This is a genomic window from Stenotrophomonas sp. YJH_SMC_64 (genome assembly GCF_059371375.1).
The window spans coordinates 47,346-68,417 of record NZ_JCAFUN010000017.1 but is presented as its reverse complement, the minus strand read 5'-3'; the positions used below and the strand labels follow the sequence as shown (position 1 = coordinate 68,417).

General features: G+C 66.7%; 17 protein-coding genes. 7 read left to right on the top strand and 10 right to left on the bottom strand.

Annotated features, from left to right (window positions below; all coding sequences use genetic code 11):
* Positions 1-563 precede the first annotated feature (563 nt).
* The 3 genes from AC5P9L_RS17965 to AC5P9L_RS17955 form a co-directional block, all read right to left on the bottom strand.
* A complete protein-coding gene (locus AC5P9L_RS17965) occupies positions 564-2,213 on the bottom strand; it encodes a phosphoethanolamine transferase (protein WP_279915918.1) in 1,650 nt (549 codons plus the stop codon).
* Positions 2,210-2,962 (bottom strand): phosphatase PAP2 family protein, encoded by a 753-nt coding sequence (locus tag AC5P9L_RS17960; RefSeq protein ID WP_133050364.1) that lies wholly within the window; start codon positions 2,960-2,962, stop codon positions 2,210-2,212. The genes AC5P9L_RS17965 and AC5P9L_RS17960 overlap by 4 nt, the downstream gene beginning before the upstream one ends.
* 111 nt (positions 2,963-3,073) lie before the next feature.
* A complete protein-coding gene (locus AC5P9L_RS17955) occupies positions 3,074-4,777 on the bottom strand; it encodes an ArnT family glycosyltransferase (protein WP_005410618.1) in 1,704 nt (567 codons plus the stop codon).
* A gap of 131 nt (positions 4,778-4,908) precedes the next feature.
* On the opposite strand from AC5P9L_RS17955, the gene AC5P9L_RS17950 reads away from it, so the two are divergent.
* Entirely contained in the window at positions 4,909-5,622 is a 714-nt protein-coding gene (locus AC5P9L_RS17950) for a response regulator transcription factor (protein WP_005410617.1), read from the top strand.
* Positions 5,609-6,895 carry a sensor histidine kinase gene (locus tag AC5P9L_RS17945; protein ID WP_012480983.1) on the top strand — a complete coding sequence of 429 codons (1,287 nt, stop codon included), beginning with the start codon at positions 5,609-5,611 and terminating at the stop codon, positions 6,893-6,895. The genes AC5P9L_RS17950 and AC5P9L_RS17945 overlap by 14 nt, the downstream gene beginning before the upstream one ends.
* 86 nt (positions 6,896-6,981) lie before the next feature.
* Here the strand turns inward: AC5P9L_RS17945 and AC5P9L_RS17940 are convergent, their stop codons facing one another.
* Positions 6,982-7,371: a VOC family protein gene (locus tag AC5P9L_RS17940; RefSeq protein ID WP_012480982.1), complete on the bottom strand. Its 390-nt coding sequence runs from the start codon at positions 7,369-7,371 to the stop codon at positions 6,982-6,984.
* A gap of 127 nt (positions 7,372-7,498) precedes the next feature.
* On the opposite strand from AC5P9L_RS17940, the gene AC5P9L_RS17935 reads away from it, so the two are divergent.
* The gene (locus AC5P9L_RS17935) at positions 7,499-8,749 is read left to right on the top strand and encodes a DUF819 family protein (protein ID WP_005410614.1); all 1,251 of its coding nucleotides are present in this window, start codon (positions 7,499-7,501) and stop codon (positions 8,747-8,749) included.
* 351 nt (positions 8,750-9,100) lie between these two features.
* On the opposite strand, the gene AC5P9L_RS17930 is transcribed toward AC5P9L_RS17935, so the two are convergent.
* The gene (locus AC5P9L_RS17930; protein ID WP_005410613.1) at positions 9,101-9,325 is read right to left on the bottom strand and encodes a YbdD/YjiX family protein; all 225 of its coding nucleotides are present in this window, start codon (positions 9,323-9,325) and stop codon (positions 9,101-9,103) included.
* On the bottom strand, positions 9,325-11,406 hold the full coding sequence (locus AC5P9L_RS17925; protein WP_005410612.1) for a carbon starvation CstA family protein: 2,082 nt from the start codon (positions 11,404-11,406) through the stop codon (positions 9,325-9,327). The genes AC5P9L_RS17930 and AC5P9L_RS17925 overlap by 1 nt, the downstream gene beginning before the upstream one ends.
* 215 nt (positions 11,407-11,621) lie before the next feature.
* Between AC5P9L_RS17925 and AC5P9L_RS17920 the strand changes: the two genes are divergently transcribed.
* Positions 11,622-12,473: a pirin family protein gene (locus AC5P9L_RS17920; protein ID WP_005410611.1), complete on the top strand. Its 852-nt coding sequence runs from the start codon at positions 11,622-11,624 to the stop codon at positions 12,471-12,473.
* Between the two features lie 128 nt (positions 12,474-12,601).
* Here AC5P9L_RS17920 and AC5P9L_RS17915 read toward each other — a convergent pair whose 3' ends face one another.
* From AC5P9L_RS17915 to AC5P9L_RS17900, 4 genes are all read right to left on the bottom strand, one after another.
* Complete coding sequence (locus tag AC5P9L_RS17915; protein ID WP_005410610.1) at positions 12,602-13,060, bottom strand: hypothetical protein; 459 nt, start codon at positions 13,058-13,060, stop codon at positions 12,602-12,604.
* Positions 13,061-13,255: 195 nt separating this feature from the next.
* Complete coding sequence (gene aqpZ / locus AC5P9L_RS17910; protein ID WP_005414195.1) at positions 13,256-13,975, bottom strand: aquaporin Z; 720 nt, start codon at positions 13,973-13,975, stop codon at positions 13,256-13,258.
* A gap of 121 nt (positions 13,976-14,096) precedes the next feature.
* On the bottom strand, positions 14,097-14,960 hold the full coding sequence (locus tag AC5P9L_RS17905) for a pirin family protein (RefSeq protein ID WP_005410608.1): 864 nt from the start codon (positions 14,958-14,960) through the stop codon (positions 14,097-14,099).
* A 635-nt stretch (positions 14,961-15,595) separates the two neighbouring features.
* Positions 15,596-17,659: a 3-hydroxyacyl-CoA dehydrogenase NAD-binding domain-containing protein gene (locus tag AC5P9L_RS17900; protein WP_024958698.1), complete on the bottom strand. Its 2,064-nt coding sequence runs from the start codon at positions 17,657-17,659 to the stop codon at positions 15,596-15,598.
* Between the two features lie 235 nt (positions 17,660-17,894).
* On the opposite strand from AC5P9L_RS17900, the gene rpoE reads away from it, so the two are divergent.
* The 3 genes from rpoE (at position 17,895) to AC5P9L_RS17885 (ending at position 21,003) form a co-directional block, all read left to right on the top strand.
* Positions 17,895-18,515, top strand: coding sequence for an RNA polymerase sigma factor RpoE (gene rpoE, locus AC5P9L_RS17895; protein WP_005414197.1), 621 nt, complete (start codon positions 17,895-17,897; stop codon positions 18,513-18,515).
* On the top strand, positions 18,512-19,393 hold the full coding sequence (locus AC5P9L_RS17890) for a sigma-E factor negative regulatory protein (protein WP_005414198.1): 882 nt from the start codon (positions 18,512-18,514) through the stop codon (positions 19,391-19,393). The genes rpoE and AC5P9L_RS17890 overlap by 4 nt, the downstream gene beginning before the upstream one ends.
* A gap of 74 nt (positions 19,394-19,467) precedes the next feature.
* The gene (locus AC5P9L_RS17885) at positions 19,468-21,003 is read left to right on the top strand and encodes a DegQ family serine endoprotease (RefSeq protein WP_005410604.1); all 1,536 of its coding nucleotides are present in this window, start codon (positions 19,468-19,470) and stop codon (positions 21,001-21,003) included.
* Positions 21,004-21,072: the final 69 nt, after the last annotated feature.

Sequence of the window (21,072 nt, the reverse complement as noted above, 5' to 3'; positions counted from 1 at the left end):
GGCTGCGACCGCAAGTGGCGGAAGTCGGCCGGGCGGCGCCCGGCACCCGCAGAGGCTTTCAAGCAACGGCGAAGGCCGAAGCAACAGCGGACTATCCGTGATTTGGCGGGGCGGTGTCGGAGTGCGGGGACGCCGCAAGTACGTCCGTGTAGGCTTGGCAGCCGCATCCATGCGGCTGACACCCCGCACTCCGACACCGCCCCACCTCTGACAGATTCCATGTGCTGTCGGTAGGTGTCGACCTTGGTCGACACATCTGTCAGATATCGACAATCAAAATGGGGTCGGATCCGTTTTCCTACGGAAAACGGATCCGACCCCATCGGCATGTCCAACAGAGCGCGGAAAACTGTCGAAGGCGGGGTGGGTCCGGTGGCGGGGGCGTGAGCCGCATGGATGCGGCGACCGAGCTTACATGGACGTACTTGCAGCGTCCCCCGCCACCGGACCCACCCCGCCAATCCACGGAATGCCAGCATTTGCTGTTGCTGTTGCTGTCGAGGCTGCCGACCAGCGGCCGGCACTACCGCGGGTGCAGGGCTGAAAGCCCTGCCGAACAACCCTCAACCTTCGCAGTTGGCGAACAGGTCGCGATCGCGCTCGTACAGCGAGGTCTTGACCTGCATCAGGCCCAGCACCGACGGGAACAGGTTGTCGTGGTCGGTATACGCCGCCGAACGCTTGCGCACGCACTGCAGGTCCAACCCACGGCTGCTGGCGAAGCCCGGCGAGAACCACATCGTCATCGGTACGCGGGTCTGCTCGGCCGGAGCGATCGCATACGGCACGCCATGCAGGAACAGGCCCTTCTCGCCCAGCGATTCACCATGGTCGGACAGGTAGATCATCGCCGTGTCGTAATCCTGCATGCCCTGCAGGGTGCCGATGGTCTTGCTCAGGAAATGATCGGTGTACAACACCGCGTTGTCATAGCTGTTGGTGATCTCTTCGCGAGAGCAACGGCCGATGTCACGGGTGTCGCAGGTTGGCTTGAAGCGCGCGAAGGCTGCCGGGTAACGCTCGAAGTAGGCCGGGCCGTGGTTGCCCAGCTGGTGCAGCACCACCACGCGGTCGCCGGGCTTGGCACGCACCTGGGTGGCCAGGTCCTGCAGCAGGATCTCGTCCATGCAGCGGCCATCGGCGCACAGCCCCGGCGTGGTCGCATCGGACAGCGACTGGAACTCCAGCCCTTCGCAGACGCCCTTGCAGCCGGACTGGTTGTCACGCCACAACGGTGCGATGCCGGCGCGGTTCAGCACGTGCAGCAGCGACTGGTGTGCACGGATCTTCTTTTCATCATAGTCGTGGCGTCCCCACGGCGAGAACAGGCACGGCAGCGACACTTCGGTGCTGGTGCCGCAGGAGTGCATGTCGGGGAAGTTGATCACCGGTGCCTGGGCCAACTCCGGGGTGGTGTTGCGGCCACCGTTGAGCCCCCAGTTCTGTGCACGCACGGTCTCGCCCATGACGATCACCAGCAGGCGCGGCTTGCTGGCCGGGGCGCGTGGCGTGGCCTTGGCGTCGGTGCCGATCGGCAGCTTCGGCGCGCGCTGCACCGGGTTGTCGCCACGCAGCGCGCGCGGCATACCGAGCAGCACGTTGGCCGGGGTAGCGAGATAGCGTACTTCGCGCTGGTTGCGCATCAGCGCCGAGACATCCTGGAACGAGATCAGCGCACCGCCAACTGCGGTCGTCGCCGCCACGACCAGGAAGCCGAGTCGCCACAGCAGGCTGCGGCCCCAACTGCGTCGGCGCAGCTGCACGCGCCACAGCACCACCATCGGCAGTACGGCCAGCAGCAGCACCGGCCACAGCAGCGATACGGTCATCAGCTCGCGGCTCTCCTTGGGGTCGGTCGCCAGCACGTTGCGCAGCATGTCCGCATCCAGATAGATGTGGTAGCGGCTCATGTAGTGCGCAGCGAACGCCGTCACCAGCAGCAACAGGCTGATTACCACTTTGGCATTCCAGCGCCAGACCAGGATGCCCAGCAGCACGCCGTGCGCACCCAGCAGCAACAGCAGCAGCGAAAGCGCGTAACGCAGGCTGCCCGGATGGCTCGCCATCGCGCTGTGCCAGAACAGGCCGTTGCCGGCCACCGCGAAGAACAGGCTGGTCAGCGCGATCAGTGCTTCCGTGGAGAGCTGCGGCCGCCAGTTGCGAAGACCCGCAAGGGCGGGGAGGCGGGCGGGGCGTTGGACCGATGCACTCATGCGTTTGCCTCCTGGCGGTGGGGACGGTCCAGCTGACGGTGGATCAGAACATACAGGCCCAACGAAAGCAGCCAACATATCAACGCGCTGGCAATGTCATGCGAAAGGAAATGGGCGCCCCGCAACTGCTGGCTGATCCCGAACACCAGGCCGGTGCCGAGGCCGATCCAGAGCCCGGTCCAGCGCCAGGACGGCCGCCACAGCAACGCGAAGAAGTACAGGCAGAGCCACGCATAGCCTGCGCTGGCGTGGCCTGCCGGGAAGCAGGCCTGTGCTGGCATGCCTTCCGGGCGCAGGGTGAACAGACCGATGAAAGGCTGGTGGCCACCGTAGCGCAGCAGGTCCCACGGGCATTCCATCGGCACCAGCGACTTCAGCAGGGAGATCACGCCGGTGCCCAGTGCCATGGCAATCACGACATAAAGCAGCGCCCATTGCAGGGTGCGATCGCGACCCTTACGCCAGTGGTGGAAGCACAGCAGGATCACGACCAGCGCCGCCGCCGTGCTCAACCATTTGCCGGCCTTGTGCACGACGCTGCGGGTGATCCAGGCGTCCTGCAGCGCCCAGTGGCTGCCTTCAAGACGGAACAGGTGATCGGCCACCCATTGATCGCCGCCGAAGCCCATCAGCAGCGTAAACAACGGCAGACCGATTGCGACAGGCAGCCAGAGGTGAGTTACGGCAAATCGAGACGCCAGTGGTGATGTCGCAAGCGGCGCTACCGAATCAAGGGGACGGACGGGCATGCTGGGAAGGGGCGGTTCGGGAATCCGCGCTCATGCTCGTCACCTTGATGTCGGAGAAGGGTCGGACGCCCGTTCGCGCCGGGTTAATGAGTCCCCGGCGCATGTCAACGTTCAGTCTTCTTCGGCAGTCGATCCTGTCCGCTCGGCGTGACACTCCGGGTTCCATGCGGTACCGGGAAGCAGTTGCCAACGATTCCTGTTGGCAACACCGATGTCGATCACTTTGGCCGGGTCCACGCAGGGGCTCATCGCATCGTCCAGCACCAGCAGCCAGCGCTTGTCCGGCGCCTCAGCGAGCCAAGGGCCGGCGTCATGCCATTGCTCTGCCCAAGGCCGCTTGAAGCCGAATTCGCGTACCGGGCGGTCGGCCTGCAGCAGGTTCTGCTCGCGCCAGGCCACCAGCGCCAGTTCGGCATCCGGTCCGATCCGCGCGCCGACCCGGCGCATCAGCGCTGACGCCGATGCATAGGGATCCAGCGCCGGGATCAGTACCAGGCCGTAGAGCATCCACAGCATGCCGTGGGTCAGCAGCACCAGCGTCGCCGCGCGGCGCACCCGCAACCACACGATCAGCGTGGCCAGCGCGATGGCGAAGGTCAGCAGGCCATCGCCCAGCACCGGCAGCAGGGTATCGGGCATGGCGCGGCGTTCCAGCTGGGCCACCGCCCAAGCGTGTTCGGTCAGCAGCATCACGCCCAGCGTGCCAGTGGCCAGCATCAGCACCACGCTGTAGCCGAACAGGTAGCGGCGAACGCACAGGCGGCGCAGCAGGCCGGGCAGCAGCGGGGCTACGGCCAGCGCCATCGCCGGCAACATCGGCAGCAGGTACACCTCGCGCTTGCCCGGGCTGGCGCTGAAGAACACCAGCACCAGCACGGCCCAGCCCAGCAGCAGCCACTGGCGGCGGTCGCCACGGCGGATACGGCGCCACCAGGGCTTGAACAGCATCGGCAGCAGCAGGCTGCCCGGCAGCCACAGGGTAAGGATCACCTGCAGGTAATACCAGGCGGGCTGCCGGTGGTGCCACGCATTGGCATAACGGGTGCCGGTCTGCTTGAACAGCAGCTCGTGCGCATAAGCCTGTAGTTCGGCACTGGGCGTGTGCAGCAGGGCCCAGCCCAGCGGCGCCAGCCACACCCCGACACCCAGCAGGAAGGCCGGGATCAGCCACAGCAGGGTTGCCGGATGCGGACCCTCCACCGTGCGTCCGCGGCGGCGCTGGTACAGCCACCAGCCGAACCAGGGCAGCACCATCAGCAGCGGCAGGAAACCCACGCCCTTGGTCACCGTGCCGACGCCTGCGGCGAAGCCGGCCAGCCACAGGGCAGGCAGGTTGCGGCGTTCACACAGATGACGCATCAGGCCCCAGAGGGCCACGGTGGTCATGCCCACCAGCACCATGTCGATCTGCGCGCGCTTGGCCATCAGCCCGAACTGCAGGGTGCAGAACAGCGCAGCGAGGGCGTAGATGGAATGTCGTGGCGACCACAGCCGCCGCGCCAGGTCCGACACCAGCCACAGGCTGAGCAGGGCGCCCAGCAACGACGGCAGCAGGAAGGACCACTGCCAGCTGCCGACGATCTCGTAGGCGGCGGCCTGCAGCCACATGAAGACGGGTGGCTTCTCCGCATACAGTTCCACGCCACGGTGCGGCAGCAGCCATTGCCCGCTCTCGACCATGGTCCGGGCCGCCAGCACGAAGCGCGGCTCGTCCGGCGGCTGCGGCTGCCGAAGGCCGATCCCCGCTGCCAGCGCAGCAATGATCAGCAGCCACAACAGGGGCAGGCGCCAACGGCGGGGCAGGGCTACGGGCACGGCAGGCTCCGGGAGCAAAACGGCCATTCTGAGGTGGCGGGGGTGGGAAAAGCGTCAGAGCGGCGCCGGGGCGACCGCATTCCGACATGTGCGGCGCTACCATGGTACGAACTTCCGTGGGTGTTTCATGCATGCGTCTGTTGGTGATCGAGGACAACCGCCAGCTGGTGGCCAACCTGTTCGACTATTTCGAGTCGCGCGGGCACGTGCTCGACGTGGCGCCGGATGGCATCACCGGACTGCACCTGGCCGGGAGCCATCCGTATGACGCCGTCATCCTGGACTGGATGCTGCCGCGCATGGAGGGCCCGGAGGTGCTGCGCCGGCTGCGCGCCGAGCATGCATCGGAAGTGCCGGTGATCATGCTGACCGCGCGTGACGAGCTGCCGGACAAGATTGCCGGCTTCCGCGCCGGTGCCGACGACTACCTGACCAAGCCGTTCGCACTCCCGGAGCTGGAGGTGCGGCTGGAAGCGCTGCTGCTGCGTGCGCAGGGCCGCAACCCGCGCAAGCGCCTGCAGGTGGGCGATCTGGTGCTGGATCTGGCCACCCTGGAAGCCCAGCGCGGCACCCAGGTGCTGCACCTGTACCCGGCCTGCCGCAAGCTGCTGGAAGTGCTCATGCGCGCCAGCCCCGGCGCGGTGACCCGCCAGCAGCTGGAATTCGCTCTGTGGGGCGACGAACCGCCGGATGGCGACCTGCTGCGTTCGCATGTCTACGAGCTGCGCCGCAGTGTGGACGGACCGTTCGCCGAGAAACTGATCCATACCCTGCCGCGGGTGGGTTACCGCTTGGCCGTGACCACGCCCAGCGATGCCGGCAAGGATGATGATGAAGGCGAGTAAGCCGGGGCCGTTGTACCGGCGCGTGGTGTGGTGGTTGCTGGGCTATCTGGCGCTGCTGTCGATCGCGGTGTTCAGCGTCGGCAACTACGTGCATGAACATGCGGAGCACGCTGCCTGGCGCGCGCTGCTCAATTCCGAACTGGACAGCATCGTCGAGCACACCGAGCACGAGCCGCACTATCGCTGGCAGGACTCGGACACGCTCAGCCTGTTCCGCTTCGATGAAGGCAACATGCCGGAAAGCGTGCGCCTGCTGCACCCGGGGCTGCATGACGGGGTGCCGATCAAGGGGCGGCAGACTGCGGTGATGGTGCGTGACACCGGCTCGATGGGGCGGGTGGCGCTGGCGCTGGACATTTCCGACTTCCATGACCTGGAACAGTTCGCCACGCGCTGGGTGATGCTGGCCGGGGTGATCATGATCTTCGTCACCGTGCTGATGGCGTCGTTCGGCATGGAACGCATGGTGCGCCCGTTGAGCCTGCTGGCGCAGCACATCGCGGCGCTGCGGCCGGGTGTCCAGGGCCAGCGCATCGAGGTCGACCCGCGTGGCAGCTCCGAGCTGCATACCATTGCCGATGCACTGAACGACTATCTGGACCGCAACGAGCAGTTTGTCGAACGCGAGCGGGTGTTCATCAGCACCGCCAGCCACGAGCTGCGTACGCCGATTGCGGTGATGACCGGTGCCGCAGAGCTGGCACTGGAACAGCCGGGCCTGCCCGAGCGCGCGCGCCAGCAGATGCAACGCGTGCTGCGCACCGCGCAGAGCGTGGAGCAGCTGATCGAACTGCTGCTGGTGCTGGCCCGTGACCCGGCGCGCCTAGCCGCACGCGCCGAGCGCATCGCCCTGGACCAGCTGCTGCCGGAAATCGTCGACGACCATCGTCACCTGCTCGGTGACAAGGACCTGAGCATCGGCATCCAGGCGGCCCCGGTGGATATTGTCGCGCCGCTGGCCGTCGTGCAGGCCGCGATCGGCAACCTGCTGCGCAATGCCATCGAGAACAGCGGGCGTGGCCACATTGAGTTGCGCCTGAGCTCGTCGGCGGTGCTGACCCTGCAGGATCCGGGACATGGCATGAGCCCGGAGGAGATTGCGGCGATCCACGCGCGGATGGCCCGCGGCGAGCGCGCCGACCGTGGCGGCGGCATCGGCCTGGACCTGATCGCCAGGCTCTGCGAGCACCTTGGCTGGACCCTGCAGCTGCAGCCCTGCGAGCCGCGTGGCACGCGCGCCACGCTCGATTTCAGCGCTTCACGTCCGGCCTGAACCGGCCGTCCTGGTAGATGCCAACCTTGGTTGGCATGCTGCCCGTCGACCAAGGTCGACGCCTGCCCACGCAATGTCCGTTCGCATTACCAGCCGTTCGGCCGCGCCACATGCTGGTCGATCAGGATCACATTGCCGTCGGGATCGGCCAACTGCAGGTAGCCGGTGCCCCGCCCATGAGGGTCGGTACGCACCGCCAGTTCAATGCCCTTCGCATCCAGTTCCGCCTGCAGTTCACGTACATCCTGGAAGTGGGGCAGTTCCTGCTTGTGCTGGTCCCAGCCCGGGTTGAAGGTGAGCAGGTTGCCCTCGAACATGCCCTGGAACAGGCCGATGACAATGCCGTTGTTGCGCATCACCAGCCAGTTCTGCGCCGGCTCGCCACCGGTCACCGAGAAGCCCAGTGCTTCGTAGAAGCTGCGGGAGGCCGCCAGGTCCCTGACCGAGAGGCTGACGGAGAAGGCGCCGAGCTGCATGGGAGTGGCTCCGGGAAAGGGCAGCCGGCACTGCAGCATGACCCGGCGTGAAGACAATGTTAATCTCGGGGTGCGCCGCTTCATGCGGCGCTTTTTTTTCCCGCTCTTTCGATCGACAGAGGATCCCATGCCGACCGAACCCGCTACTGCCCTGATCAGCAACGACATCGTTGGCCTGGGCCTGATTGCCGCCACCCTGGCCCTGATCTTCTGGGCTGCCAGTGGCCCGACCCCGTTATTGAAGAAGATCTTCGCCTGGGTGCCGGCGCTGCTGCTGTGCTACTTCGTCCCCGCCATCTACAACACCGCCGGTGTCATCGACGGCCACAACACCTCGCTGTACAACCCGGTCGCGCGTGACGTGCTGCTGCCGGCCGCGCTGGTCCTGCTGACCCTGTCGATCGACCTCAAGGGTATTGCCAAGCTCGGCCCGAAACTGCTGATCGTGTTCTGCGCCGGTACCGCCGGCATCATGCTCGGCGCCATCGTCTCGTTCCAGCTGATGAAGTTGATCCACCCCGAAACCGTGGCCGGTGATACCTGGGCCGGCATGGCGGCGCTGGCCGGCAGCTGGATCGGCGGCGGCGCCAACATGGTGGCCATGCGTGAAGTGTTCGGCACCGATGCCACCACCTTCGGCCAGTTCGCGGTGGTCGACGTGGCCTGCGCCAGCCTGTGGATGGCCATCCTGCTGTTCCTGGCCAACCGCGCGCAGCAGATCGATACCCGCAACGGTGCCGATACCCGTGCCATCGACGAGATGAAGGCGCGCATCAGTGCCTACGAGGCGCAGAACGCGCGCATTCCCAGCATGACCGACCTGATGGTGATCGTCGGCGTGGCACTGGGCGGCGTCGGCCTGGCCCATGCCATCGCCGCGCCGCTGGCGGGCTGGTTCAAGGCCAATGTCAGCTGGGCCAGCCAGTTCAGCCTGGACAGCCAGTTCGTATGGGTGATCCTGCTGTCCACCGCGATGGGCCTGGGCCTGAGCTTCACCCGTGCGCGCCGGCTGGAAGCCGCGGGCGCTTCGCGGCTGGGCACGGTGTTCCTGTACTTCCTGATCGCCTGCATCGGCATGCAGATGAACCTGCTGTCGCTGCTGGACCGGCCGTGGCTGTTCCTGCTCGGCGCGATCTGGATGGCCACGCATGTGCTGGTGCTGTGGGTGGTGGCCAAGCTGCTGCGCGCGCCGCTGTTCTTCTTCGCGATCGGTTCGCAGGGCAACATCGGCGCAGCCGCTTCGGCCCCCGTGGTGGCTGCGGCGTTCCATCCGACGCTGGCTCCGGTGGGCGTGCTGCTGGGCACGGTGGGCTACGCCACCGGCACCGGGCTGGCCTATGTCACTGGCCTGATCCTGAAGTGGATGGCCAACGGCTGAGTCCGGGCCGCCCCGGCGTCATGCTTGTGTAGATCCACGCCATGCGTGGATGCACTTCATGGGCCTCCATGAACATGGAAGGGGTCAGATCCGTTTCCCGGAGGAAACGGATCTGACCCCTGATGCATCTCGCCGTCACCGGAAATCTGTCGAAGGTGGGGTGGTGTCGGATGGCGGGGTGTCCGCGGCATGGATGCCGCGGCCAAGCCCCCAGGGATGGGTTTACGGCGTCCCCGCCATCCGACACCACCCCGCCAACCACACAGAAACCCAGAGCCGACGCCTCAGCTGTTGCCGTTGCTCCGGCCTCTGCGGGCGCCGGGCTGCAAGCCCGGCACCCACCCTGGAACCTCAACAGCAGCGACCACCGTTGCGTCCGCCGTAGCGCGCTTCCTGGCGCTCGCGGAAGAACGTCTTGTAATCCATCGGCTCCTGGTCCGGATGTTTTTCCAGCATGTGCCGGACGTAGTTGTCGTAATCAGGAATGCCACAGCACAGTCGTGCGGTCTGCACCAGGCGCCGCCAGATACGGCGGTGTGCCTGGTACTGGCCGGCGGGAACCAGTTGCGTGCTCATCACAGATCCACCATTTCATGCGGCTTCAGCGCCACGTATGGGGTCTCGCGGTCGCTGCGCTGCGGATTGCGGCGGGCCGCCAGGATGGTCTTGATCGAATACACCAGCACTGCGCCCACCACCAGCAGGAACAGCGCGGTCAGGCCGGTGTTGACGTAGGCGTTGACCACGATCTGCTTCATCTGCGCCACCGATTTGGCCGGTGCCGTGATGGTGTCGCTGGCGAGGGCGGCCTGGAACTTGTGTGCCTGGGCCAGGAAGCCCTGCGCCGGATTGCTGTCGAAGATCTTGATGAAGCCGGCGTAGGTGGTGCAGATCAGCAGCCAGATGGCCGGCACGGCCGTCACCCACGCATAGCGGTCACGCTTCATCTTGAACAGCACCACCGTGCCCAGCATCAGCGCGATACCCGCCAGCATCTGGTTGGAGATGCCGAACAGCGGCCACAGCGTCTGGATGCCACCGAACGGATCGACCACGCCGGTGTAGAGCAGGTAGCCCCACAGCGCCACGCAGCCGGCGGTACCGATGATGTTGGCGGTCCACGATTCGGTCTTCTTCAGGGCCGGCACGAAGTTGCCCAGCAGGTCCTGCAGCATGAAGCGACCGGCACGGGTGCCAGCGTCAACTGCCGTGAGGATGAACAACGCTTCGAACAGGATCGCGAAGTGGTACCAGAACGCCATCATCGCGTCGCTGCCACTGGGAATCGCTTCGTGCAGGATCTGCGCGATGCCCACCGCCAGTGTCGGTGCGCCACCTGCGCGATGCAGGATGGTCGGTTCACCAATGGCCGCCGCGGTCGCGGTCAGCTGCTCGGGCGTGATGGTGAAGCCCCAGGTGTTGGTGATGTAGTGCGCCGCCGAGGCCGCATCGGCACCGATCACCGCCGCCGGGCTGTTCATCGCGAAGTAGATGCCCGGATCGATGATCGAGGCCGCCACCAGCGCCATCACCGCCACGAACGATTCCATCAGCATGCCGCCGTAGCCGATGTAGCGCATGTGCGCTTCATTGGCCAGCAGCTTCGGCGTGGTGCCGGAGGAAATCAACGCGTGGAAGCCGGAGACCGCACCGCAGGCGATGGTGATGAACAGGAACGGGAACATGCCGCCCTTCCACACCGGGCCATCACCACTGGCAGCGAACTGGGTCAGCGCCGGCATCTTCAGTTCCGGCATCACAATCAGGATGCCGACGGCCAGCGCGATGATGGTGCCGATCTTGAGGAAGGTCGACAGGTAATCGCGGGGGGCCAGCAGCAGCCACACCGGCAGCACCGAGGCGACGAAGCCGTAACCGATCAGCATCCAGGTGATCTGGGTGCCGGTGAAGGTGAAGGCCGGGCCCCAGACCGGATCGGCGGCGACCTTGCCGCCGTACCAGATCGCGGCCAGCAGCAGGATCAGGCCGACCACCGAAATCTCGCCGATCCTGCCGGGGCGGATGTAGCGCATGTACACGCCCATCAGGATCGCGATGGGCATCGTCGCGATCACCGTGAACATGCCCCACGGGCTTTCGGCCAGCGCCTTGACCACCACCATCGCCAGCACCGCCAGGATGATGATCATGATCAGGAACGCACCGAACAGCGCGATGGTGCCGGGCACCTGGCCCATCTCTTCCCGCACAAGATCGCCCAGGGAGCGGCCGTTGCGGCGGCTGGACAGGAACAGGACCATGAAGTCCTGCACCGCGCCGGCCAGCACCACGCCCACCACCAGCCACAGCAGGCCGGGCAGGTAGCCCATCTGTGCGGCCAGCACCGGTCCCACCAGCGGGCCGGCACCGGCAATGGCGGCGAAATGGTGACCGAACAGCACGTGCTTGTTGGTCGGCACGTAGTCCAGGCCATCGTTGTTGATCACCGCCGGGGTGGCCCGGGTCGGATCCAGCTGCATCACCTTGTTGGCGATGAACAGGCTGTAGAAGCGGTAGGCCACCAGGTACAGCGAAACGGCGGCGACGACGATCCACAGGGCATTGATGTGTTCGCCGCGGCGTAAGGCCACGGTGCCCAGACAGAAGGCGCCGAGCAGGGCGAGTACCGCCCAGCCTATTTTGGAAAACCCTTTCATGAGGTGCTCTCTCCCGGAAAGACAGTCAAAGAGTCCCGCGTGCCCTCGGCAGGGTCAATTGGCACAGGACGAATCGGCGGTAGTACTTTGGTCGTACGCTTGTTGTGCTGACATGCAGCGAACATCAGGGATGGAACAATCGGTTGCGGCGCCGTCCATTGGCGTGCGGCCATGTGGCGTCCATCTTCAGTGGCATCCATCCAACAGGAGTCGCCATGAGCTTTCCCGAACCGGTCCGCGTATTGCGGACCATCCGTGGCATGCCCACCTCCGACGGTGCCGGCGTGCGCCTGACCCGCGTCATCGGCGGCCCGACGCTGCCTGACCTGGACCCGTTCCTGCTGCTCGATGAATTCGGCACCGACCGTGCCGAGGACTACATCGCCGGCTTCCCGGAGCATCCGCATCGCGGTTTCGAGACCGTCACCTACATGCTCGACGGGCGCATGCGGCATCGCGACAACCACGGCAACGAGGGCCTGCTTACCCCGGGCAGCGTGCAGTGGATGACCGCAGGCCGTGGCCTGGTGCATTCGGAAATGCCCGAGCAGGAAAGCGGTCAGATGCGCGGCTTCCAGCTGTGGGTGAACCTGCCGGCGAAAGAGAAGATGACCGAGCCGAAGTACCAGGAGTTCGCGCCCGAGCGCATTCCCGTGGTGCAGCCGGACGCCGGCGTGGAAGTGAAGGTGATCGCCGGCAACGTGGATGGCACGCAGGGCCCGATCGTGCAGCCGGCCACCGATCCGCTGTACCTGGACATCACGCTGGCCCCGGATCGCGCCTGGACCTATGCCTTGCCGGAAGGGCACAACGCCTTCGCGTATGTGTTCGAAGGTGCGGTGACGGTGGGTGAGCAGGACGCGGCGCGCGACGTCGCCCGCCAGGAACTGGCGGTGCTGGGCGGTGGCGAGCAGCTGCATCTGTCGGCCGGCAGCGAGGGTGCGCGGCTGATCCTGGTGGCTGGTCGTCCGTTGCGAGAACCGGTGATGCGCCATGGCCCGTTCGTGATGAACACGCGGCAGGAACTGATGCAGGCCTTCGTCGATTTCCAGGAAGGCAAGTTCTGAGGCGGTGCCGGCCGCTGGCCGGCAACTGCCTGCGGTCACGGCGGATCGAGGTGCCGGCCAGCGGCCGGCACTACCGTCAGGTCGGCTCGCATTGCGGGGATGCTGCAAGGCAGTCATCCCCGCCATCGTCAGTTCCCGGCAGCCACGGCCGACGGGGTCAGGCTCATCCCCTGCGCCAGCTGTTGCAGCGAACCCAGTTCCTGCGCGCTGTCCGGATACAGCGAAATCTGCGCGTAACGCCCTTTGTCGAGCTTGACCACGCTGATGCGGCGCTCGGCATAACCGGGCGGCTGCTGGCCTCCCAGATCGGGCTGGTACCAGTACAGTGATTCACCGCCGAAGCTGCCCTTTTCGTGGCGCAGCGAGCGGTTCAATGGAAGGTTGGGATCGCGTGCACTGAGCATCAGGCTCAGTACCTCGCGGCCATCGCTGGTGCTGGCACGGCAGACCAGGAAATCGGCCTGTGCCTGCTGTTGCCACTGCAGGCCGCTGTTGGCCGGCAATGAAGGACATTCGGTGGGAGCCTGCGCGGCGGCCTGGGCCGCAGCGAACAGCAGGCTCGACAACACTACAGGCGCGAACTTCATGCATCCCCCAAGGTGGTGTGTCGTGGCTCCGTCGGATGGACCGGCGGCCTTGGCATCCCATCCCCGGATGCCCCGCCGGCCGGCATGTGCACGGACGGTCAACTCAACCTTAACGGAACGTGAGCGATCGCACAAATTGCGGTTACAAGCGTAACCATTGCGGCCGAAGGTCGGCCGCAATGGTCCGCACAGGCCTCAGCGGTCGTTGCCGAGCCACTTGTAGATGATGCCGCCGATCGCACCGCCCAGCAGCGGGGCGACCCAGAACAGCCACAGCTGGCTGACCGCCCCGCTGCCGGCGAAGAAGGCCACGGCGGTGGAGCGGGCCGGGTTCACCGAGGTGTTGGTGACCGGGATGCTGATCAGATGGATCAGGGTCAGCGACAGGCCGATCGCCAGCGGCGCGAAGCCAGCCGGTGCCTTGCCGTGGGTGGCGCCCATGATCACGATCAGGAACACGGCGGTCAGCACCACTTCGCACAGGAAGGCCGCCGCCACGCTGTAACCGCCGGGCGACAGCGCACCATAGCCATTGCTGGCGAACGCACCGGCCTGGCTGCCGTCGATGGCGAAGCCGCTGGCCCCCGAGGCGATCTGCAGCAGGATGAAGCCGGCCAACAGGCCACCAGCCACCTGGGCGATGATGTACGGCACCAGGTCCTTGGTCGGGAAGCGGCCACCGGCCCACAGGCCGACGCTGACCGCCGGATTGAAGTGCGCGCCGGAGATATGGCCGAACGCATAGGCGCCGGTCACCACGGTCAGGCCGAAGGCGAGCGCCACGCCGAGGAACCCGATACCCAGCGGATTGCTGTCACCGCCGAACTTGGCGGCCAGCACCGCACTGCCGCAGCCACCCAGAACCAGCCAGAACGTGCCGAGGAATTCGGCGGACAAGCGTTTACCCATGCTCATGTGTTGCACTCCTTTGACGGTCGAAAATGTGATTTATGTCACATTTCAATGATCAGCGGGTGACTGTAGCGTCAACGCCGGGTGCAGGCATACACCTTCGGATGTGTGCAACACGCGATGTTCAGTACTGCGGCAGCGGGATGAATTCCTTGTCGTCGCCCGGAATGGTCCCGAAGCGGCCGGCCTCCCAATCGTGCTTGGCCTGCTCGATGCGTTCCTTCGAGCTGGACACGAAGTTCCACCACAGGTGACGCGGGCCATCCAGCGGCTCGCCACCGAACAGCATCGCCTTCACCGGCGTCTTCGCGCGCAGGCGGCCACGTGCGCCGGCTTCGGGAATCACCAGATGCTGTGCAGGGATGTCCACGCCATCCAGCTGTGCGTCGCCTTCGAGGATGTACAGCGCGCGCTCGCGGTGGCCGTCGTCGATATCGATTTCCGCATCCGGGTCGAGATCGATTGCCACGTTGAGGGTGTCGGCGAACACCTTCACCGGCGATTCCTCGCCATAGGCGCGGCCGGCGATGACGCGCAGCCAGGCACCGTTGCGGCGCTGCTCGGGCAGGGTGGCCGCGGCGTGGTGGTAGAACGCCGGCTCGATCTCTTCATGTGACTTCGGCAGCGCCACCCAGGTCTGCATGCCGTGGATCGGGTTGTCGTGATCGCGGTCCGGCTGCGGCGTGCGCTCGGAATGGGCGATGCCGCGGCCAGCGGTCATCCAGTTGACGTCTCCGGGTCGGATCACCTGGTCCGAACCGAGTGTGTCGCGATGGCCGATGGCGCCCGACCACAGATAGGTGACGGTGGCCAGGCCGATATGCGGATGCGGGCGCACGTCGATGGCCGTGCCGGGATGCATGAGCGCCGGGCCCATCTGGTCGACGAACACGAACGAGCCGATGCTGCGCGCCTGCAGGGTGGGGACGGCGCGACGGACTTCGAGTCCGCCGATGTCGTGCACGCGCGGGGCGATGATGGTGGTCATGCGGGCGTTCTCGCTGGCAGGGATCAGGCGGTCAGCATCGCATGCAGCTGTGACGGGCACATGCCCCGTATGGGTAACAGGGTGTTCCAGCCAACGGCGCAGCCCCTCGTGGCTGTGGGGGTGGTCGCGTAAAGCAAAAGCCGCGCTTGGCCGGGCGGGGTGGGTTCGCGGGGGACGCCGTGAATCCGTCCGTGGAGGCTTGGCCGCGGCATCCATGCCGCGGACACCCCCGCGAATCCACCCCGCCCGACCTCTGACAGTTTCCGTGTGCGTCCAGCCACGGAGAAGAAAAAAGAAAATCAAAGTCAAAATCAAACGCTGGTTGCTTCGCTCCTGGTGGCGGCCCAGGTAGCCACCCACCCGTTCGTAGTGATCCACACCGGAATCGAGATTCACCGACCGTCACCGGGAAACTGTCAGGGGTGGGGCGGTGTGGGCAGGCAGGACCGTTGGCGCCATGGATGGCGCCATCGAGCCCCCATGGATGGGTTTACGGCGTGTCCTGCCTGCCCACACCGCCCCGCCCAACAAACAGAAAAGCCAGAGCCGGCTGTTGCTCCGGCTCTGGCTTTTGAGGTTGCCGGCCAGCGGCCGGCACTACCGCGGGTGCCGGGCCGCAGGCCCGGCCGATAAACTCAAACCACTGGTTCGCGCAGGGTGGGGTTGTCCCAGCCCGGGCGCGGGGCGAAACGGTCGCCGTGACGCTGCTGCAGTGCCTTCAGCCGCTCGACGATCGCATCGGCACCGACCGCACGGATGTGCTGGATCGGACCGCCGCGGAACGGGGCAAAGCCGGTACCGAAGATCACGCCGGCATCCAGCAGGTCCGCATCGGCCACAACGCCTTCGTGCAGGCACGCCACCGCCTCGTTCAACAGCGGCAGGATCAGGCGGTCCTCAAGATCGGCCGGGGCCTGGTAATCGCTGGCCACGTCCGGCTTCTTCGGCTTGCCGTTTTCCCAGGTGTAGATGCCCTGGCCGTCCTTCTTGCCGCGCTTGTCCGGCTCCACCGTCTGCAAGGCTGCTGGAATCTGCAGGCCCAGGAACGGCGCCAGTTCGCGGCCGACGCCGGCGGCCACGTCCAGGCCGACGGTGTCGATCAGTTCGATCGGGCCCATCGGCATGCCGAACTTCACCGCGGCCCTGTCGATCACCGGGCCCGGAATGCCTTCGGCATATGCGGTGGCGGCTTCCAGCATGTACGGGAACAGCACGCGGTTGACCAGGAAGCCCGGGCTGCCGGCCACCGGTACCGGGAACTTGCCCAGCGCCTTGCAGAACGCGGCCAGGCGGCGCTCGGTCTCCGGCGCCATGCCGTCGTGGTGGATGATCTCCACCAGTGGCATCTGCGCCACCGGGTTGAAGTAGTGCAGGCCAGCGAACTGCGCCGGGCGCTGGATGTGGTCGCGCAGTTCCACCAGCGGAATCGACGAGGTGTTGGTGGTCAGCAGCGCGTCCAGCTTCATCTTCGGTTCCAGCGTCTGGTACAGCGCACGCTTGGCTTCCGGGTTCTCGATGATCGCTTCGATCACCAGGTCGGCCTCGGCCACGCCGTTGCCTTCCAGGTCGGCACGCAGGCGCGCGGCCACGGCGGGGCGCTTGCTCTCGTCGCGCACCTTCTTGGCGAACAGCGCCTGCGCGCGCTCCATGGCGGGGTCGATGAAGCGCTGCTCGCGGTCCTGGAGAGTCACTTCAAAGCCCTTGTAGGCGGCCCAGGCGGCGATGTCACCGCCCATCACGCCGGCGCCGACCACGTGCACGTGGCGGATGCCGGAATCACCACCACCGAGGCCCTTCAGGCGTTCGGTGAGGAAGAAAATGCGGATCAGGTTGCGCGCGGTCGGGGTGCTGGCCAGCTTCACCACCGCGCGGCGCTCGGCGTCCAGACGCGCCTGGATCGGCTTGCCGCCACTGCGCTGCCAGGTGCTGATCAGCGCGTAGGGCGCCGGATACTGGTCCTTCTTGGCCTTGCGTGCGACCTGCTTGACCATCTGCGGTGCCAGCAGCGTGCGTGCCAGCCAGGTGTTGGTGGCCCAGGCCGTTGCGCGCTGCTTGAACGGGCGCGTGGTGCCGGACAGCGCCAGCGCCACGGCGGTGTCGAGCACCACGGCCGGTGCCACCACCTTGTCGACCAGCCCGATGCCACGCGCGGCCGAGGCCGACAGCGTACGGCCGGTCAGCATCATGTCCATTGCCGCTGGCGCGCCGACCAGCTGCGGCAGGCGCGCGCTGCCGCCCCAGCCCGGGAAGATGCCCAGCTGGGTTTCCGGCAGGCCGATGCGGGTGCTGCTGTCATTGGAGGCCACGCGATAGCGGCAGGCCAGCGCCAGCTCGGTGCCGCCGCCCAGGCAATGGCCGTGGATGGCCGCCACGGTGGGGCAGGGCAGCTCGGCCAGCTTCTGGTAAGTAGCCTGGCCGCGGCGGATGGCGTCGTTGACGGTGCCGCGACGGTCGAACTCCTGGAACTCCTTCAGGTCCGCCCCGGCAATGAAGCCGGCTTTCTTCAGCGACTGGATCACCACGCCCTTGGGCGGGTCCAGTGCAATGCGCTCAAGCAGGTCACCCAGCTCCAGCAGCACATCCTGCGACATGGCATTGACGCTGCTGTCCTGGCGATCCAGGGAGAGGACCACCACGCCGTCGTCGCGGATCTCGGGGTGCCAGTGGCTGAAGCGGAGACCATCGAAGCCTGAGAGCATGGACGTTCCATCCGGTTGTGTATGGAGAAGCGGCTATGATCCAGAGGTTGTTTCCCCCGCGTCAAATCCCAATAGCAGGGGAGTGGCGACCCCGGATCCATGGCCGTGGACCGGAACGCTAACGGAACGGTGGTTAAAAGCTGGTGCGGCGCCGGGTGATCGGCGACTGAACTTTTCCCGGGATTGGCAGTCTCATTGCCCGACGTCGGTTGGGCTGACAGGAGTGCGGCCCCTCATGGCCGAGGTTGATACACCACAGGAGCTGGATCTGGAACTGGTCCGGCGCGTGCAGCACGGCGAGAGCGCCGCGTTCGATGTCCTGGTGCGCAAGTACCAGCATCGCGTGGTGGCCCTTGTCGGCCGCTACATCGCCGACTGGAGCGAATGTCAGGACGTCGCCCAGGACACTTTCATCCGCGCCTATCGCGCGATCGGAAGTTTCCGTGGCGACGCCCAGTTCTCAACCTGGTTGCATCGAATCGCCGTGAATACCGCCAAAAACTACCTGGCTTCACACAATCGACGGCCACCGACCGATGACATCGACATCGGCGATGCCGAACAGTTCGACAGTGGTACGCGCCTGCGCGACACCGACACGCCCGAACGCGAGTTGATGCGCCAGGAGCTGGAACAGACGGTGATGAAGGCCGTCAACGCGCTGCCGGAAGAGCTCCGGTCGGCGATCACCCTGCGCGAGGTGGAAGGCCTGAGCTACGAGGAAATCGCGCAGAAAATGGGGTGCCCGATCGGCACCGTGCGTTCACGGATCTTCCGGGCGCGCGAGGCGATCGACACCGAACTCCGGCCGCTGTTGGACATCGGCAGCGCCACCCGTGAGAAGAGCCGCGTATGACCAGTAACCCGTTCAACGAATCGCAGAACCATCAATCGCCCGCCGGGCAGCGCCTGGACCAGCGCCATCGCGAGCAGCTGTCGGCCCTGGTCGATGGCGAGCTGGGCGCCGATGAAGCGCGCTTCCTGCTGCGGCGGATGGAGCATGACCCCGAACTGGCCGGCTGCCAGGAGCGCTGGCAGCTGCTGGGCGACGTGATGCGTGGGCAGGCGTCGGCACTGGCCCCGGCCGGGTTCAGTTCCGCCGTGGCTGCTGCCATCGCCGCCGAGCCTGCGCCGCAGGCCGAGCCGCGCCGTCAGGTGCGTCGCAGTGGCTGGCGGGCCTGGGGCGGTGGTGCCGCACTGGCCGCTTCAGTGGCAGCGGTGGCGCTGTTCATGGGCGGTGAGAAGCTGAAGGAAGCCACCCCGGGCGAGCCGTTGGCACCTCAGGTGATCGCCAGCCAGGCGGAGCTGCCGACCGTGCCGACCGATCCTGCCCCGGTTACCGAAGCCTCTGCAGACACGGCCGCGATGGCTGTGGCGGCGGCTCCCGCCCTGGCGATGGCCACTGCCGGTCGCCGCCAGGACACCCGCCGCGCCAGTGCTACCCGCAGCCAGCAGGCCGCGCGTGCCGCCCAGCGTGAGGACGTGCCGCAACGCGCGGTGGCTGCTGCGCAGGCGCCGCTGACCCCGACCGTACCCGCCAATGGCAGCCGCAACATGCCGTTTGGCGAGGTCGGTGGGCTGCAGGCGCGGCCGTGGCCGCGTTCCAGCCTGGCGCCTGCCGCCGGCGGCGCGCTCAATGCCAGCTTCCCGGCCCATACCGGTGGCGCCGCGTTCTACCCGTTCGAGCCGCGCCTGCAGGACGACCTGCCGGTGCCGCCGCGCCCGCGCGACTGAGCCGGGCGCTTTCACGCCCCGCCGTCAGCGGGGCCCGTATTCCTCTTTCCATCCGATCCGGAGGTTGCCGTCCGATGACTCCCCGACTCCGCACGCAGGCCATGGGCCTGTTGGCCCTGACCCTGCCGCTGGTGGCCTGCGCGCAGGCACCGGCTCCGGCCGCCCCGACCCAGGCTGCTCCAGCCACCGCGCCAAGGGCACCGGCACAGCCGCTGGTTACCGGCCTGCCTGATTTCACCAACCTTGTTGAACAGGTCGGTCCGGGTGTGGTCAACGTCGACACCACCATCGTCCGCACCAACCGCCAGGCTTCGCGGGGCCCGATGGGCGGTGACGACGACATGCCGGAATTCTTCCGTCGCTTCTTCGGCCCGGACTTCCCGATGCCGGGGCAGGGCCCGGGCGGCCCGGACGGTGGCCCCAGCATCAAGGGCCGCGGCATGGGCTCGGGCTTCATCATTTCGCCCGATGGCTATGTGCTGACCAACTACCACGTGGTGGCCGATGCCAGCGACGTGAAGGTCAAGCTGGGCGACAGCCGTGAGTTCAACGCCAAGGTGGTGGGCAGCGACCAGCAGTACGACGTGGCGCTGCTGAAGATCGATGGCAAGAACCTGCCGACCGTGCGCGTGGGTGATTCCAATACGCTGAAGCCCGGCCAGTGGGTTGTCGCGATCGGCTCGCCGTTCGGTCTCGACCATTCGGTCACCGCCGGTATCGTCAGTGCACTGGGGCGTAGCACGGGTGGCGCCGACCAGCGCTACGTGCCGTTCATCCAGACCGACGTGGCGATCAACCAGGGCAACTCCGGCGGTCCGTTGTTGAACACCCGCGGCGAAGTGGTCGGCATCAACTCGCAGATCTTCTCCGCCTCCGGCGGCTACATGGGCATCAGCTTCGCGATCCCGATCGACCTGGCGATGAGCGCGGTCGAGCAGATCAAAAAGAGTGGCAAGGTCACCCGTGGCCAGCTGGGTGCGGTGGTCGAGCCGATCGATGCGCTGAAGGCGCAGGGCCTGGGCCTGCCCGACAGCCGTGGCGCGCTGGTCAACCAGATCGTCGCCGGCAGTGCCGCAGAGAAGGCCGGTGTGCAGATCGGCGACGTAGTGCGTTCGGTCAACGGCAGCCCGGTCAACAGCTGGTCCGACCTGCCGCCGCTGATCGGTGCGATGGCACCGGGCAGCCGGGTCACGCTGGGGGTGATCCGCGACGGCAAGCCGCGCGACCTCAGCGCCACGCTCACGGCGCTGAGCGAAGACGGTCAGGGCAATGCCCGTGCGGCGTCTGCCGCCAGGCCCGATGCGGCACCGCAGGCCGGCGCCAATGCCCTGCTGGGCCTGGACGTGAGCGACCTGACCGCACCGCAGCGCAAGCAGTTCGGCCTGGATGGCAACGAAGGCGTGCGCATCACCGGAGTCAAGGGCCAGGCGGCGCGTGATGCCGGCCTGTCCCCGGGCATGGTGATCCTGCAGGTCGGCCGTACCCCGGTCGGCAGCGTGGAGAGCCTGAACCGGGCGCTGTCCAGCTACAAGAAGGACGACGTGGTGATGCTGCTGGTGCGCACCGGCAACGGCAACAGCGCCTTCGTGGCGGTCAAGGCCGGCCAGTAAGGCCTGCCGGGGCCGCTTCGGCGGCCCCTGTGTCTCCCCTGAAGCCCCGCCCTGGCGGGGCTTCGGCCT